This window comes from Klebsiella sp. JB_Kp031 (assembly GCF_040064295.1).
GTDB classification, from domain to species: Bacteria; Pseudomonadota; Gammaproteobacteria; order Enterobacterales; family Enterobacteriaceae; genus Klebsiella; species Klebsiella quasipneumoniae.
Window position 1 is genome coordinate 241,726 of the sequence record NZ_JBEAJW010000041.1, and the last position, 14,560, is coordinate 256,285.

Sequence of the window (14,560 nt, forward strand, 5' to 3'; positions counted from 1 at the left end):
TTATAGGCTACCTGATGATTAATGGGAATGGCAGGAAATGTAAATCAACAACGAATAAGTACGCTTTATCCGCTATTGATTTACCTCTGCGTAATTTAGCATTGATGGAGGGCGGCAATACGCTGGTTCATCGTGCGGGAATTATCAATGCCCAGCTTTTGCATGATATGGATTCGATGGCTGTGGACCGTTTTATGGGCAATGCCGAGCAGGGCGGCAATCCGCTTATTATTATTGTTGGCAATCAGCAGCTCGAGGATCTGGCACTCCCGCGGCGACAGTTGTTTGCGCAATCGTCGCGGCGGTTGTTCGCTGGCGCCCTTCGCCCGCTGGATAATAGAAGCAAACATAGATAGCGGCGATTTTTCACTAATAATCATGGCATTATCGACGGTTATTAACTCTCTGCACAGTCCGGCAATGTCGCTTTTTATCATCAGCACCGGCTGCTGGCAGCGTTGTAGGGAAAGGCGGAGCGCATTCAATAGATCAACGATTCTGATGGCAGAAATATCCTTATTGATTAAATTGAAAATAACCGTTTGGGCCTCAGGCAGCTGTTTCCCATGGATGACTTCGTCATAGCCAAAACGGGTGGCGTTTTCATGACTATCAATAAGGTAGTGATAGATTGAGTGACCAATGAGATTATCATTGGTGTACAGCAATATACTTTCCAAGGGTATCAGATTCTCTTTTTTCGCTTGGCTTCTAAGATCAGGTCCAGCAGAATTTTCTCTATTCTGCGCTGGTCGTCGAGATGGCGGAACTTAAACTGGCAGGATATCTGATAGTAGCTTTCGCTCTCTTCATTAGGGTCATCAAGGGTGATAATAATGACATTCTTTACCACCAGGTCGATGGTGATCTCGCCATATTCCGCCAGCATCAGTACGGCGTTTTTCAGCAATGCGTTATGACTGAGGAATTTCAGATTCGGCGTTTTGGTCATCAGTGCGCAACCGCCGTCTGAAATGTCCTTGATGTCGAAAAGATAGTTTTCGCCATTTTTATGGCGACCGCGGCAATAAAAATCATGCTCGTGGCGTAAACGAAAGCGGGGATCGCGGCGACGCTGCACCACCTGCAGGCATTCAGGCAAGGAAAAGGCGTAGCGGATACCTTTATCGACACCGCTATTGTCATGTTTTGTCAGGGCCGCATTAAACTCTATTTTCCCTGAATCGCTATGCAGGAGAAAGCGAATTTTATGCCCGGGCGGGATTTTGCGATGGGTCTGAATATGGAACTCGGCAAAGTCCACGCGCGTCAGTTGGGTTATGATACTGGTGTTGTTAAAAAATATTTCAATTTCAGTACGTTTGCGCAACTCCTCTCTGAAAATAGCAATAATTTCATACTTACTGGTCTTTATCGTTCCCTCTGTCATGTGCATCCCTTGTAAATAGTTGTCGTGAGGCGTTTGATTTTTCTTATAGCAATAGCAACATTCTGATTGGGTTAATCAGATGTTTTTATGAGCGTTTGATGTTATTGACTATCTTTGCAGCCAGATTGATATGTATAAACTTGGAATTCGATATTGTGTTTCCTGTAATCAAGCGTTTCAAATTTTGGTCATGACAAAAACGACAACGGCCTCCAAGCTGGAGACCGGTCGAAGGATAAAAAACTTAAGTTTAATTAACGGGGATAATGAGAGAACGATCGTCGATCACGCCCCATTTGTAGGATCTATAGTGCCAGCAGTGATGAGGTTTTTCCAGGCAAATATTGAGGAGGGAAGTCGTTCCCTCCTTTCGGCATGACGGGTCAGGGATGCTTGCGGGTGGCGATATTATCCAGGGTACGCAGCGCATCCGCCGGCAGAATTAGCCCGGCGGCGGCAATATTTTCCGCCAGGTGCGTCCGGGATGAGGTGCCTGGGATCAGCAGAATATTGGGCGCGCGCTGGAGTAGCCAGGCGAGGGCGACCTGCATCGGCGTCGCCTCAAGCGAGGCCGCGACCTCGTTCAGCTCCTGCGCCTGCAGGGGGGTAAAACCGCCCAACGGGAAGAAGGGAACCCAGGCGATGTGCTGGGCGGCCAGCGCATCCACCAGCGCGTCGTCGGCGCGATGGGCAATGTTATAGAGGTTTTGCACGCAGACGATAGGCGTCATTTTCTGTGCATCCGCCACCTGCTTTGCCGTCACGTTGCTGAGGCCAATATGGCGGATCAATCCTCGCTCCTTCAGCTCCAGCAGGGTGGCGAGCGGCGCCTCCAGCGACCCTTCCACCGGGCCGTGGGGGCTCAGCATACTGCGCAGGTTCACCACCTCCAGCACGTCGAGCCCCAGGTGACGCAAATTGTCCTCGACGGCCTGGGTCAGTTCAGCGGGCGACATGGCCGGCAGCCAGTTGCCTTTCTCGTCACGACGGGCGCTGACCTTGGTGACAATGCACAGATCGTCGGGGTAGGGGTGGAGCGCTTTGCGGATCAGCTGATTGGTCACATGGGGGCCATAGAAATCCGAGGTATCGATATGGTTTACCCCGGCTTCGACGGCGGCCTGCAGCACGCGCACCGCTTCTTCTGGATCTTTCGGCGGGCCGAAAACGCCGGGGCCGGCCAGCTGCATGGCGCCGTAACCCAACCGATAGACCTGGCGATCGCCGAGCGTGCCGCGACCGGATAAGGTGACACTGGACATAGGAACTCTCCTCACGGTGGCTAAGCCGTAAGTGTAATGCGCTAACAAGGAAGGGAAGGGTGAGAATATTGTCAGAATGTGCGACAGCGGCTCAGGCAAGCCGCTGTCGCCGGAGACGGATTAGCCGAAGAACATCACGGAGACGCAGAGCAGGCCGACCACCAGAGTGATGGCGTTACCCACCGAGCGATACGGCTTCAGCGCCGGGATAAGCCAGGTTGACAGCGTGGGCATGATAAACAGGATCATGGCGATAAGCGGTCCGCTGATGGCGTAGATCATCGAGATCGCATTCGGGTTGATAAAACACACCGCAAAGGTGAAGGCAGAGACCAGCATGATCGACATCGCGCGGTTGAAGGCGCGGCTCTTGCGCACGCCCATCAGGCCCAGCGAGCTTTTGACGATTTCGCTGGCGCCTTCAATGACCCCGAAGTAGGTGCCGAGAAAGGATTTCGACATGGCGACCACGGCGACAATAATGCCGGTCACCGCCAGCCAGCCCGGCGCGCCCGGCACCATCGACAGGGCGGAGAGGATGGTCACCCCCTGATCGCGGGCGGTCTCAATATAGGTCGCCGGGATGGCCAGCAGGCAGCTGAAGACGAAAAACAGCACGCTGGCGCAGATGATGGTATAGGCCACCTTCATGATTTTTTTGCATTTACCCATGGCCAGGTCGCCGTGCTTCTCCTGCTGGTCGATAGCAAAAGTCGAGATGATCGGCGTATGGCTAAAAGCGAAAACCATCACGGGTATGGAGATCCAGACCTGGTGGAGCGTCTGCGAGCTGAACTGCATCTGGCTGGTGAGATGTTCCGGATGCCAGTCGCGGATTAAATAGAGGGAGAGAAACAGGAAGCAGGCGATAAGCGGGAAGACCAGAAAGCCCATCACCTTGATGGTGATTTGCCGGCCCATGAGAAAGATCAGGTTAAGGACCAGCACGACCCCCAGGCTCAGCAGCGCGCGTAGCGCAGGCGTCATCGGCGTGCGATGTGCCACCTGCTCGGCCAGCGAGTTGGTGATGGCCACGGCGTAGATCAGCACGACCACAAAGAAGGCGAGGAAATAGAGCCCGGTGATCAGGTTGCCAATTTTCTTACCATAGTAGTGATTTACTGCGCCGGTGATCCCGGTTCCCGGCGCGATATTGGCCGAGAGAATAAACTGGCTCAGCGCTTTGTGAGGCCAGTAGGTGAGCGGCCAGGCGACCAGCGCGGTGATGAAAAGGACAATGGCGCCAGCCGAACCCAGCTGGATCGGTAGAAATAGCGTCCCAGCGCCTACTGCAGTGCCATATAAGGCAAAACTCCATAGAGTTTCTTCTTTAGACCAAATTTTAGACATTATGCGACTTTATCAACCGTCAAACCAAAAAAAAGGAGTGCAATTTACCATATTTATGGTTCGTCTGTTGCGATAGTTTTTGGTGATAAAGTCGCGGCGGATCGCGAAGGATCCGCCGCGAGGCTAGCCGCGCGCCGCCTGGCGCGGGCGGCGGCGACGGATCACGCGCTCGCGCAGGGTGTCCCAGACCCAGTTAAACGCCATGGTGTAGGGCAGGAAGAAGAGCATGAAGCCGATCTCCAGCATAAACGCCTGCAGCAGCGATACCCCCAGCACGATGGCCACCATGGTGACGCCGATGATAACAAAGCCGGTCTCGAAGCCGATCGCGTGCAGCGCCCGCACTTTCAGCCGGCGAGGGACGCGGGAGACTGGCCACAGGCGATCGAAAGCCGCGTTATAAATGATGTTCCATACCATCGCCAGGGTGGCGAGCAGAATGCTCAGTCCGCCCATCTCCACCACCGAACGCTGCATCAGCCAGGCGGCGGTGGGGGCGAGGATCAGCGTCGCCAGCCCTTCGAAGGTGATGGCGTGGATAACGCGCTCGGTGAGCGTCTTGCGCTGATGTGGGGTCTGTTGCATGGCGAGCTACCTCCAGTTTTAGCCTGAACAGGAAATTACCCGGCAGTTTATGGAAAAATGTGATAAACAAAAGATAGAAACCATCGATAAAGTAGATACATCATGCGTTATTCACCGGAAGCGTTAACCGCCTTTGTCGAGGCCGTTGACAGCGGGTCGTTCTCCGCCGCCGCCCGTCGCCTGCGCAAAAGCCAGTCGACGATCAGTACCGCTATCGCCAACCTGGAGGCTGACCTCGGGGTGACCCTCTTCGATCGGGCAACGCGGCAGCCGACGCTGACGCCGCAGGGAGAGCAGGTGCTGAGCTATGTCAAAGCGATCCTCGCCGCCAGCGAGCGGCTGGATGAGCTGGCGGTATCGCTGTCCGGCGAGACGGAGCCGCGGCTGACCTTTGTGCTCTCGGACACCCTGCACCCGGACGTGCTGGAAGATCTGCTTGTGCAGTTTGACCGCCGCTTCCCTCATACCGAATTTGAATGCTTGATTGGCGAAGATGAGGACGTGATCGATCTCCTGCAAAAATCCCGCGCCCAGGTGGGACTGATTGAGGCGAGAGAGCGCTACCCGACCGATATCGGCAGCACCCGCCTGCCGCTGCAGACGGCGATGGGCATTTACGTGGCGCCTGACCATCCGCTGGCGGGGCAGGGCAAGGTTGTCTGGGATGAGCTGCGCAGCTGGCGCGAGCTGCGTTTGAGCACCTTTCTGGCCAGCGCGACGGAGCCTGCCGCCGGGCAGGTCTGGTCGGCGCCAAACTACCTGCTGCTGCTCAGCATGGCGGTGCAGGGCTTCGGCTGGTGCATTCTGCCCTGTGCGCTGGTGGCGGAGTTTGCGCCGCAGGGCGGACTGGTGGCGCTCGATATCCCCGGCTGGCCGCGGGCGATTTCGGTGGATCTGCTGTGGAATAAGAAAGCGCCGCCCGGGGCGGCCGGCAGCTGGCTGCGTCAGCATCTGCAGCGGCGTGAGCGTTAACGAATAGCTATTTCTTTGTGATTGGCTTCACTTTTTTTAAACAATTACAAAGTTTTTTGATAACAATTATCTAGTATATCGCTGTTTCTTTGCGCAAAAGCACGGGCAGGGGTAGAGGATGAAGGATGTCGTGATCGTCGGGGCGCTACGTACGCCGATTGGCTGCTTTCAGGGCGCGTTATCGCGCCATTCAGCCGTTGAGCTGGGCAGCGTGGTGGTGAAGGCGCTGGTGGAGAAGACGGGAATCGATCCGCAGACCGTGGATGAGGTGATCCTCGGCCAGGTGCTGACCGCGGGAACCGGGCAAAACCCGGCCCGTCAGTCTGCTATTCGCGGCGGGTTGCCCAACACCGTATCGGCGATCACCATTAACGACGTCTGCGGTTCCGGCCTGAAAGCCCTGCACCTCGCCACCCAGGCGATCCAGTGCGGGGAGGCGGACGTGGTGATCGCCGGCGGCCAGGAGAACATGAGCCGCGCTCCGCATGTCCTCACCGACAGCCGCACCGGCGCCCAGCTGGGCAACAGCCAGCTGATTGACAGCCTGGTCCATGACGGCCTGTGGGACGCCTTCAACGATTATCATATGGGCGTCACGGCGGAGAACCTCGCCCGGGAATATGGCATCAGCCGCGAACTGCAGGACGCCTGGGCGCTCAGCTCGCAGCAGAAGGCGCGCAAGGCGATTGATTCCGGACGCTTTCGCGATGAGATTGTCCCGGTCGTTACCGAGCATAACGGCGCGGCGCGCACCGTGGATACCGATGAACAACCGCGGGTGGATGCCAGCGCGGAAGGGCTGGCCAGCCTGCAGCCTACCTTCGATCGTCTCGGATCGGTAACCGCCGGCAACGCCTCCAGCATCAATGACGGCGCGGCGGCGGTGATGATGATGAGTGAGGCGAAAGCCGAGGCGCTGGGGCTGCCGATCCTTGCGCGGATCCGCGCCTTCGCCAGCGTCGGCGTCGATCCGGCGCTGATGGGCATCGCGCCGGTGCACGCCACTCGTCGCTGTCTTGAGCGGGCCGGCTGGCGGCTGGACGACGTCGATCTGATCGAAGCCAATGAGGCCTTTGCCGCTCAGGCTATCTCCGTTGGCCGGGTACTGGAGTGGGATGAGCGACGGGTCAACGTTAACGGCGGCGCGATCGCCCTCGGCCACCCCATCGGCGCCTCCGGCTGTCGGATTCTGGTGTCGCTGGTGCATGAAATGATCAAGCGCGATGCGCGTAAAGGGCTGGCGACGCTGTGCATCGGCGGCGGTCAGGGCGTGGCGCTGGCGGTAGAACGCGCGTAGCGCTGCATGTCGATTTCCATGGCCTCCTGCGGGAGGCCTTTTTTATGCGCCGCGCTTTGCCGACCCCCTCTTTTTTCTCCCGTATTTCCCTCACCCACCGCCAATTTATTGAGCTCCGTCACGTCTTGTTGTGCCACCTTTTTTGAAACAAATAACTACGATCCTGGTCACTAAAACTAAGGTGCTTAAAAAATAAAATAACGTTTCATAAAAACGAAATGACATTTTATTTATTATAAGGGGTACCCTATGTTGAAACGATCTCTGGTTCTGGCCGCCCTCTGCGGTATGTCTTTTGCGGCAACCGCGGTCACGATAGATTTACGTCATGAATTTATTGATGGCGGCAAGAGCGATAAAAGCAATGCTGACCGCGTCTCGGTGTCCCACCGCTTCGCCAACGGGCTAGGCTTTACCGTAGAGGCCAAATGGCGTTCAGGCGGCGACAACGGTTCGCAACCCTATTCGGACGTGGTGGGCAACGGCCATGAAGACACCATCAGCTGGCGCTGGAAAGCGACATCGAACCTGTTCCTCACCCCCGGGTTTACCATAGAGAGCAACGACAGCCGCTCCATCTACAAGCCGCACCTGCACGTACAATACAGTTTCGACAATGGCTTCTATGTCGCCGCTCGCTATCGCTATGAGTACACCCGCTATCCGAATGATGCCGGCAAAGATGATGACAAGGTGAATCGCGGCGACGCGTGGGCCGGGTTTGCTCTCGGCGACTGGCGCACCGAGCTGAACTATGTCTATGCCCGCAGTTCGGAAGGGGTGAACCGCAACGACAACAAACCCTACTCGCAGGAATATAACGTGAAGGTGGCCTATAAGCTGGATAACAACTGGTCGCCGTATGGTGAAATCGGCAACGTCGGCGTGAATGACCGCAGCGATCGCCAGACCCGCTTCCGCGTCGGGGTGGCCTACTCGTTCTGATTTCCATCAGACCCTCATCGTCTGTTTTCCCCGGCGCCGTCAGCCGGGGTTTTTTATGGGCCAAAGCGGGGGAACAAAAAAAAGCCCTCCGCGAAGGAGGGCAAGGCCAGTTACAGAAAAACGTTCGCCGGGGCTCAGGCGCTCAGCATCGGCGGATGGTCAGGTAATTTCGCGATATAGATGGCCGGCTTGCCGTCTTTATCGGAGCTGAACAGAATGGCGCTGTCGTCCGGCGTAAACGAGGGGTGCGGGTGCGTCACCTGGCGGCTGTTGGCCACCGTCGCCCACGAGGTATCATGGCGCGCGACGCGGAAGTAGCGCTTCTCCGCCACGTTAAAGACGTACAGATAAGGATCGTTATCAATGGAGTAGCCGCCGGTATCTTTGACATCCACCGGCGTGCCTGATCCATCGCCCACCAGCAGCGTACCGTCGAAATTGCTCATCAGATGCGAGCAGGCGGGCATCGTCATCAGGGCCTCGTTGACGCCGCTCTCCGGATCAAAGCGATAGATCGTCCGCCCCTGCTGGCCTTTCAGATAGGAGACGTAGATCAGCGCTGAACCGTCCGGGACCCAGAATTCATGGGTGCAGCTTTCCCCCGGGGCATGCGCTTTGACTTTACGCACGTTGCTGCCATCTTCATTGACCAGCCACATGCGGGCGTCAACCAGATCGTGCGGCCCTTCATGGCAGAAGGCGACGGTATGGTCGTCGAAGGGACGATAGATCGGGTGTCCCAGCCAGATTTTTTCCTCATGGATCACCTGGCTCTCACCGCTGCGCAGGTCGACGCGCAGCAGGCGGCAATGCGGTCCTTTGTGGAAGAAGTCATGAAAAATCTGCCAGTCGTTGAGCGGCGTCCAGTCGCTTTTCGCAATCTCAATGCCTACCAGTTTGCTGCAATCGCTGTTTGCCACCCAGGTGCCATAGCCGACCCACGCCTCGCTGACGCGGTAAACTTCACGCTCGGTGAGGGTGGTGAGGTTCACCTCCAGCAGGGTACGGTCATTTTTCACGTAATAGAGTGACTTATCGTCCGGGGAGAGGAAACCGCCGAAGGTGTTATCCCCGGCGCCTTCCGTCAGCTGAACGGCTTCGGCGCTGGCGATATTCAGCAGATAGTAGTTCCAGTGGCCGTCAAACTCGCCGGCGAACAGTAAATGGCTGCCATCGTTAAAAAAGCATTTCTGATAGAAGTAGTTGCGATGACAGGTGACCTCCGGGGGGGTTAAGCGGGTGACTTCCGCCCCGGTATCCGGATCGCGGCTGACGTGGTAATTCAGTTTGACCCGCATGCCTTTAGCCATGTAGTGCTCCTTTCTTTCCTGCGATGCCGCTGGACCAGAGGCGTGTCGCTGAGTGATATGTTTTAAAAGATGGGTGTTAATTTATCAAAACAACGTTTCATTATTTGTGATGTCCCACGCAGTTCGGCGTAATTCCCGCATCTTCTGCGGCCTGCTGGCCTCAATTTGGCCGCCTCTCCGGACAACCGGCTGAATCATCATCCTTTTAAAACCGCTTCCTGTCCGGTGCGGGTTGCCGGAACCGTTCGCGTTTTCTTTTTTTGTAATCTTCGTCATAAAAAATGAAACAACGTTTTAAATATCATTGAAAATGACAGAGGGCGGGGCTAAGATGGCACCCATCAGTAAAACGGAACTCTGTTTTATTTTTTATGATGGGCTCTGCCCATGAGTTCGCCCCACGCTCAGTCGCGCCGCCGGCGCGAGCCGGGCCGAGAGAACCTTGCCTGCATACTGCAGGCTCTGAACGACTAAGGAACACATTATGATTCTTGATGCATTCTCCCTGCAGGGAAAAGTGGCCGTCGTGAGCGGATGCGATACCGGTTTAGGTCAGGGGATGGCCCTCGGGCTGGCGGAAGCGGGCTGCGATATTGTCGGTATCAATATTGTCGAGCCGGTGGAAACCATCGAGCGGGTGACGGCGCTGGGACGCCGCTTTCTCAGCCTGACCGCCGACCTGCGCCAGATCGACGGTATCCCTCACCTGCTGGAGCGGGCGGTGGCGGAGTTTGGCCATATTGATATTCTGGTCAACAATGCCGGCCTGATCCGCCGCGAGGACGCGCTGGCGTTCAGCGAAAAGGACTGGGACGACGTGATGAACCTCAACATCAAGAGCGTATTTTTCATGTCCCAGGCGGCGGCGAAGCACTTTATCGCCCAGGGCAGCGGCGGGAAGATCATTAACATCGCCTCGATGCTGTCGTTCCAGGGCGGGATCCGTGTGCCGTCGTATACCGCGTCCAAAAGCGCGGTGATGGGCGTTACCCGCCTGCTGGCCAACGAGTGGGCTAAACACAATATCAATGTCAACGCCATCGCCCCGGGGTATATGGCGACCAATAACACCCAGCAGCTGCGCGCTGACGAGCAGCGCAGTAGCGAAATCCTCGACCGCATTCCCGCCGGGCGCTGGGGCCTGCCGGCCGACCTGATGGGGCCGGTGGTCTTCCTCGCTTCCCCAGCCTCCGATTATATCAATGGCTACACGGTGGCGGTGGACGGCGGCTGGCTGGCGCGCTAACCGACGGCGACGGCCGGCGCGGCACTCACCGCTCCGGCCGTCTGAGCAATTATTGTCCATACCGTAAAATGAGGATCGTCCATATTCCAGAGTGAAGAATTAATGTTACCGCCCTGTATGAACAGGGTTATTAACGATGCGAAACGAATTTTTCGTTACGTTGAAAGTTTAATGTCCATCACAAAACCCATCTTGCCAGCAAAATAGTCCATATCTTTGGCGTATCCAGCCTGACAAATTCCTCCGCCAGTCACGTACTTTCGTCCTATGTCTTTCTCTGTGTGGCAGGAATAAAAATGACTTCAATCAGTAACGACTCTGCATTAACGCCGCGGACGCAACGTGACACCCGGCGGATGAACTGGTTTGTTTCTATCGCCGCGGCGGTGGCGGGGTTGCTCTTTGGCCTGGATATCGGCGTGATATCCGGGGCGCTGCCCTTTATTACCGACCACTTCACCTTATCCAGCCAGCTTCAGGAGTGGGTGGTCAGCAGCATGATGCTGGGGGCGGCGATAGGCGCGCTGTTTAACGGCTGGCTGTCGTTCCGCCTTGGCCGCAAATATAGCCTGATGGCGGGGGCTGTGCTCTTTGTCGCCGGCTCTATCGGCTCCGCTTTTGCCGCCAGCGTCGAAGTGCTGCTGGTGGCCCGCGTGGTGTTGGGGGTGGCCGTTGGGATCGCCTCTTACACCGCGCCGCTGTACCTCTCCGAAATGGCCAGCGAGAACGTGCGCGGCAAAATGATCAGTATGTATCAGCTGATGGTGACCCTCGGCATTGTGCTGGCGTTTCTTTCCGATACCGCCTTTAGCTACAGCGGTAACTGGCGCGCCATGCTGGGCGTGCTGGCGCTGCCGGCGGTGATCCTGATCGTTCTGGTCGTCTTTCTGCCGAACAGCCCGCGCTGGCTGGCGGAGAAAGGGCGCCATATCGAAGCGGAAGAGGTGCTGCGGATGCTGCGCGATACTTCGGAGAAGGCGCGCGATGAGCTTAACGAGATCCGCGAAAGCCTGAAGCTGAAGCAGGGCGGCTGGGCGTTGTTCAAGGTCAATCGTAACGTGCGCCGGGCGGTGTTCCTTGGCATGCTGCTGCAAGCGATGCAGCAGTTCACCGGCATGAATATCATCATGTACTACGCCCCGCGTATTTTCAAAATGGCGGGCTTTACCACTACCGAACAGCAGATGATCGCCACCCTGGTGGTGGGCCTGACCTTTATGTTTGCCACCTTTATCGCAGTGTTCACGGTGGATAAAGCAGGCCGCAAGCCGGCGCTGAAAATCGGCTTCAGCGTGATGGCGCTGGGCACCCTGGTGCTCGGCTACTGCCTGATGCAGTTCGACAATGGCACCGCCTCCAGCGGCCTCTCCTGGCTTTCCGTCGGCATGACCATGATGTGTATTGCCGGGTATGCGATGAGCGCGGCGCCGGTGGTGTGGATCCTCTGCTCCGAGATCCAGCCGCTGAAATGCCGCGACTTCGGCATCACCTGCTCCACCACCACCAACTGGGTGTCGAACATGATCATCGGCGCCACCTTCCTGACGCTGCTTGACGCGATCGGCGCCGCCGGGACCTTCTGGCTCTACACGGTGCTCAACGTGGCCTTTATCGGCGTCACCTTCTGGCTGATCCCGGAGACCAAAAATGTCACCCTCGAACACATTGAGCGCAACCTGATGGCGGGCGAGAAGCTGCGCAATATCGGTAACCGTTAATGCGAAGCGCGCGGCAACCACGGGCTGGCGACCTTGCGCGTCTCCCGATGGTTGTCGCCGTGAATGATATGCAGGGCGCTCAGGCGCCCGATGTCGTAGTGCGGCAGCTGCACCGTGGAGAGCGGCGGCAGAAACAGATCGCCAATGCCCACCATATTGTCGTATCCCACCACCGCCACGTCCTGTGGAATGCGTAACCCCTGGCCCAGCAGCGTCTGATAGACCATAAAGGCGATGCGATCGTTGCCGCAGATCACCGAGTCGAAGCCGGGTTTACCCTCGCGGATATGCGCCAGCACCACCGCGGGAATATCGTGGTAATGCTCATCGCCCTGGGCCATATACGAGTGGGTCAGGCTCTCCGGTTCGATGCCCGCCTCCCGGCAGGCGCGCTCCAGCCCCTGGCGGCGGCGGATTGTCGCCAGCTGGCTGGCGGGTAAGTGCAGGCACAGCGGACGACGATAGCCCGCGGCAAGCAGGGCTTTTACCGCGTCGTACTGGCCCTGTTCATCGTCCGGGATATAGCTGGCCACCGGTTGGCTGAGGCTTTCGCAGTTAGCCAGCACGCAGGGCAGGGTCAGCAGTTTGTCCGGCAGCGGCACCTGACGCAGGCCCATGGTGGTAAAGATGATGCCGTCCGGACGGTGGGAGAGGAGCAGGTCGACCACTGCTTCCGGCCGATCGTCAGAAAACATATTGACCACAAAGCTGTTCCAGCCGTGGGCGCGGGCCGTTTCTTCGATCGACAGGGTGATTTCCACCGAAAAGGGCGTGGTGACGGTATCCAGCGCCAGCACGCCGATGGTGCTGGGGGTGGCCCGCGCCCCGCGGATCTTTTTTGCCGACAGGTCGGGGACGTAGTTGGTTTCGGCGATGGCGGCCTGCACGCGGGCCAGCGTCTCCGGCTTCAGCCGCTCCGGGGTGTTCAGCGCCCGTGAGACGGTCATCAAAGATACATTCGCCAGTTTTGCTACATCTTTCAGGGACGCCATTTTTTCCTCCGCTATAGCTGCAGAGTACAGGCTATACAACTAAGTCGCTGATGTAAAAGCGTGAAACGATTTTCTGCTAACGCCGTCGTGAGCGATGTTGCAGTTGATTTTTGATCGCGATCGCATCTTCATTATGTTAACGTTAACTTTTGTGATTAACATCATATATCGCAGCGAATCCCTCTGCGCTTTGTTTTTTGTTAACGTTACCATAATTGCATTCCTCTAACACGAGAATGTCATGATGAAAGCGCATCACTCACACAGCTACCCGTTGCTCAGTGCCTTACTGTTTTTCTTTTTCGTGACCTGGTCGTCATCCGGCTCCTTGCTTTCCATCTGGCTGCACCAGGAGGTGGGGCTGAAGGCCGGCGATACCGGTATCATCTACGCCGTGCTGTCGGTTTCCGCGCTGTTTGCGCAAGTTTGCTATGGCTTTATCCAGGATAAGCTGGGGCTGCGCAAACATCTGCTCTGGTATATCACCGCGCTGCTGATCCTCTCCGGTCCGGCGTATCTGCTGTTCGGCCATCTGCTGAAAATTAACGTCCTGCTGGGCAGCATCTTCGGCGGGATCTACATCGGCTTGACCTTTAACGGCGGCATTGGCGTGCTGGAATCCTATACCGAGCGCGTGGCGCGCCAGAGCCAGTTTGAATTCGGCAGGGCGCGGATGTGGGGCTCGCTGGGCTGGGCGGTGGCCACCTTCTTCGCCGGTCTGCTGTTTAACATCAACCCGCAGCTTAACTTCCTCGTCGCCAGCTGCTCCGGACTGGTGTTTTTTATTCTGCTGGCCCGGCTGCGCGTCTCCTCGGCACCGCATGCGATGCAGGAGGCGGTTTCGGGCGGCAAGGTGACCCTGGAAGATGCGCTGCGCCTGCTGACGCTGCCGCGCTTCTGGGCGCTGGTCTTCTTCGTCATCGGCACCTGCATCTACGGCGTCTATGACCAGCAGTTCCCGGTCTATTTCTCATCGCAGTTCGCGACCCTGCAGGAAGGCAATGAGATGTATGGCTACCTTAACTCCTTCCAGGTGTTCCTCGAGGCGGCCGGCATGTTCTGCGCGCCGTGGCTGGTGAACCGCATCGGGGCCAAAAACGGTCTGATTTTCGCCGGCATGGTGATGGCGATGCGCATGGTGGCCTCCGGCCTGGTGGAGGGGCCGCTGCTGATCTCCATCACCAAACTGCTGCACGCGGTGGAGCTGCCGATACTGCTGGTGGCTATCTTTAAGTACAACAGCATCAACTTCGATAAACGCCTCTCCTCCACCCTCTATCTGGTGGGCTTCGCCTGCACCAGCTCGATTATCGCCAGCGTATTGTCGCCGCTGGCGGGCTACAGCTATGAAAAATATGGCTTCGCCCAGTCCTATCTGATCATGGGCCTGCTGGTGTTCTGCACCACCTTTATTTCCATCTTCTTGTTGCGCTCCGGCAAATCCTCCGCCGATCCGCTGATGTCGCAACCTACCGCTATCTGAATCAAAAAGA

At 57.1% G+C, this 14,560-nt stretch carries 14 protein-coding genes; 7 read left to right on the forward strand and 7 right to left on the reverse strand.

Annotated elements, in window-relative coordinates:
* Positions 1 to 95: 95 nt before the first annotated feature.
* The 5 genes from ABLV64_RS22580 to ABLV64_RS22600 form a co-directional block, all read right to left on the reverse strand.
* Positions 96 to 668, reverse strand: a complete 573-nt coding sequence (locus ABLV64_RS22580; RefSeq protein WP_004205389.1) for a LuxR C-terminal-related transcriptional regulator — start codon at positions 666 to 668, stop codon at positions 96 to 98.
* A 17-nt stretch (positions 669 to 685) separates the two neighbouring features.
* Positions 686 to 1,390: a transcriptional activator MrkH gene (gene mrkH / locus ABLV64_RS22585; protein WP_004205390.1), complete on the reverse strand. Its 705-nt coding sequence runs from the start codon at positions 1,388 to 1,390 to the stop codon at positions 686 to 688.
* Between the two features lie 383 nt (positions 1,391 to 1,773).
* Positions 1,774 to 2,652 carry an aldo/keto reductase family oxidoreductase gene (locus ABLV64_RS22590; protein WP_017899257.1) on the reverse strand — a complete coding sequence of 293 codons (879 nt, stop codon included), beginning with the start codon at positions 2,650 to 2,652 and terminating at the stop codon, positions 1,774 to 1,776.
* A gap of 120 nt (positions 2,653 to 2,772) precedes the next feature.
* A complete protein-coding gene (locus tag ABLV64_RS22595) occupies positions 2,773 to 4,002 on the reverse strand; it encodes an amino acid permease (protein ID WP_004205392.1) in 1,230 nt (409 codons plus the stop codon).
* Between the two features lie 123 nt (positions 4,003 to 4,125).
* Positions 4,126 to 4,587: a multidrug/biocide efflux PACE transporter gene (locus ABLV64_RS22600; protein WP_004205393.1), complete on the reverse strand. Its 462-nt coding sequence runs from the start codon at positions 4,585 to 4,587 to the stop codon at positions 4,126 to 4,128.
* 102 nt (positions 4,588 to 4,689) lie between these two features.
* Between ABLV64_RS22600 and ABLV64_RS22605 the strand changes: the two genes are divergently transcribed.
* The 3 genes from ABLV64_RS22605 (at position 4,690) to ompK26 (ending at position 7,801) form a co-directional block, all read left to right on the forward strand.
* Positions 4,690 to 5,559 carry a LysR family transcriptional regulator gene (locus ABLV64_RS22605; RefSeq protein WP_004205395.1) on the forward strand — a complete coding sequence of 290 codons (870 nt, stop codon included), beginning with the start codon at positions 4,690 to 4,692 and terminating at the stop codon, positions 5,557 to 5,559.
* Between the two features lie 118 nt (positions 5,560 to 5,677).
* Complete coding sequence (locus tag ABLV64_RS22610) at positions 5,678 to 6,856, forward strand: acetyl-CoA C-acetyltransferase (RefSeq protein ID WP_117263498.1); 1,179 nt, start codon at positions 5,678 to 5,680, stop codon at positions 6,854 to 6,856.
* A gap of 249 nt (positions 6,857 to 7,105) precedes the next feature.
* Positions 7,106 to 7,801 (forward strand): KdgM family porin OmpK26, encoded by a 696-nt coding sequence (gene ompK26, locus ABLV64_RS22615; RefSeq protein WP_004205398.1) that lies wholly within the window; start codon positions 7,106 to 7,108, stop codon positions 7,799 to 7,801.
* A gap of 134 nt (positions 7,802 to 7,935) precedes the next feature.
* Here the strand turns inward: ompK26 and ABLV64_RS22620 are convergent, their stop codons facing one another.
* Entirely contained in the window at positions 7,936 to 9,111 is a 1,176-nt protein-coding gene (locus ABLV64_RS22620; protein ID WP_065905372.1) for an oligogalacturonate lyase family protein, read from the reverse strand.
* 484 nt (positions 9,112 to 9,595) lie between these two features.
* On the opposite strand from ABLV64_RS22620, the gene kduD reads away from it, so the two are divergent.
* Positions 9,596 to 10,357: a 2-dehydro-3-deoxy-D-gluconate 5-dehydrogenase KduD gene (gene kduD / locus ABLV64_RS22625; RefSeq protein WP_004205401.1), complete on the forward strand. Its 762-nt coding sequence runs from the start codon at positions 9,596 to 9,598 to the stop codon at positions 10,355 to 10,357.
* A 296-nt stretch (positions 10,358 to 10,653) separates the two neighbouring features.
* Complete coding sequence (locus ABLV64_RS22630; protein WP_065878804.1) at positions 10,654 to 12,075, forward strand: sugar porter family MFS transporter; 1,422 nt, start codon at positions 10,654 to 10,656, stop codon at positions 12,073 to 12,075.
* Here the strand turns inward: ABLV64_RS22630 and ABLV64_RS22635 are convergent.
* Positions 12,072 to 13,067 carry a LacI family DNA-binding transcriptional regulator gene (locus tag ABLV64_RS22635; RefSeq protein ID WP_004205404.1) on the reverse strand — a complete coding sequence of 332 codons (996 nt, stop codon included), beginning with the start codon at positions 13,065 to 13,067 and terminating at the stop codon, positions 12,072 to 12,074. The genes ABLV64_RS22630 and ABLV64_RS22635 overlap by 4 nt on opposite strands.
* Positions 13,068 to 13,161: 94 nt before the next feature.
* Here ABLV64_RS22635 and ABLV64_RS22640 point away from each other — a divergent pair, with 94 nt between their 5' ends.
* A complete protein-coding gene (locus tag ABLV64_RS22640) occupies positions 13,162 to 13,296 on the forward strand; it encodes a hypothetical protein (protein ID WP_049004099.1) in 135 nt (44 codons plus the stop codon).
* 12 nt (positions 13,297 to 13,308) lie between these two features.
* Positions 13,309 to 14,550, forward strand: a complete 1,242-nt coding sequence (locus ABLV64_RS22645) for an MFS transporter (RefSeq protein WP_004205406.1) — start codon at positions 13,309 to 13,311, stop codon at positions 14,548 to 14,550.
* The last annotated feature ends 10 nt before the right edge of the window (positions 14,551 to 14,560 follow it).

What these genes read in the sequence shown, in the direction of transcription:
- kduD (WP_004205401.1), top strand. Translation starts at nt 9,596, where the DNA reads ATGATTCTTGATGCATTCTCCCTGCAGGGAAAAGTGGCCGTCGTGAGC.
- ABLV64_RS22620 (WP_065905372.1), bottom strand. Translation starts at nt 9,111, where the DNA reads ATGGCTAAAGGCATGCGGGTCAAACTGAATTACCACGTCAGCCGCGAT.
- ABLV64_RS22645 (WP_004205406.1), top strand. Translation starts at nt 13,309, where the DNA reads ATGATGAAAGCGCATCACTCACACAGCTACCCGTTGCTCAGTGCCTTA.
- ABLV64_RS22630 (WP_065878804.1), top strand. Translation starts at nt 10,654, where the DNA reads ATGACTTCAATCAGTAACGACTCTGCATTAACGCCGCGGACGCAACGT.
- ABLV64_RS22600 (WP_004205393.1), bottom strand. Translation starts at nt 4,587, where the DNA reads ATGCAACAGACCCCACATCAGCGCAAGACGCTCACCGAGCGCGTTATC.
- ABLV64_RS22635 (WP_004205404.1), bottom strand. Translation starts at nt 13,067, where the DNA reads ATGGCGTCCCTGAAAGATGTAGCAAAACTGGCGAATGTATCTTTGATG.
- ompK26 (WP_004205398.1), top strand. Translation starts at nt 7,106, where the DNA reads ATGTTGAAACGATCTCTGGTTCTGGCCGCCCTCTGCGGTATGTCTTTT.
- ABLV64_RS22640 (WP_049004099.1), top strand. Translation starts at nt 13,162, where the DNA reads ATGTTGCAGTTGATTTTTGATCGCGATCGCATCTTCATTATGTTAACG.
- ABLV64_RS22610 (WP_117263498.1), top strand. Translation starts at nt 5,678, where the DNA reads ATGAAGGATGTCGTGATCGTCGGGGCGCTACGTACGCCGATTGGCTGC.
- mrkH (WP_004205390.1), bottom strand. Translation starts at nt 1,390, where the DNA reads ATGACAGAGGGAACGATAAAGACCAGTAAGTATGAAATTATTGCTATT.
- ABLV64_RS22595 (WP_004205392.1), bottom strand. Translation starts at nt 4,002, where the DNA reads ATGTCTAAAATTTGGTCTAAAGAAGAAACTCTATGGAGTTTTGCCTTA.
- ABLV64_RS22605 (WP_004205395.1), top strand. Translation starts at nt 4,690, where the DNA reads ATGCGTTATTCACCGGAAGCGTTAACCGCCTTTGTCGAGGCCGTTGAC.
- ABLV64_RS22590 (WP_017899257.1), bottom strand. Translation starts at nt 2,652, where the DNA reads ATGTCCAGTGTCACCTTATCCGGTCGCGGCACGCTCGGCGATCGCCAG.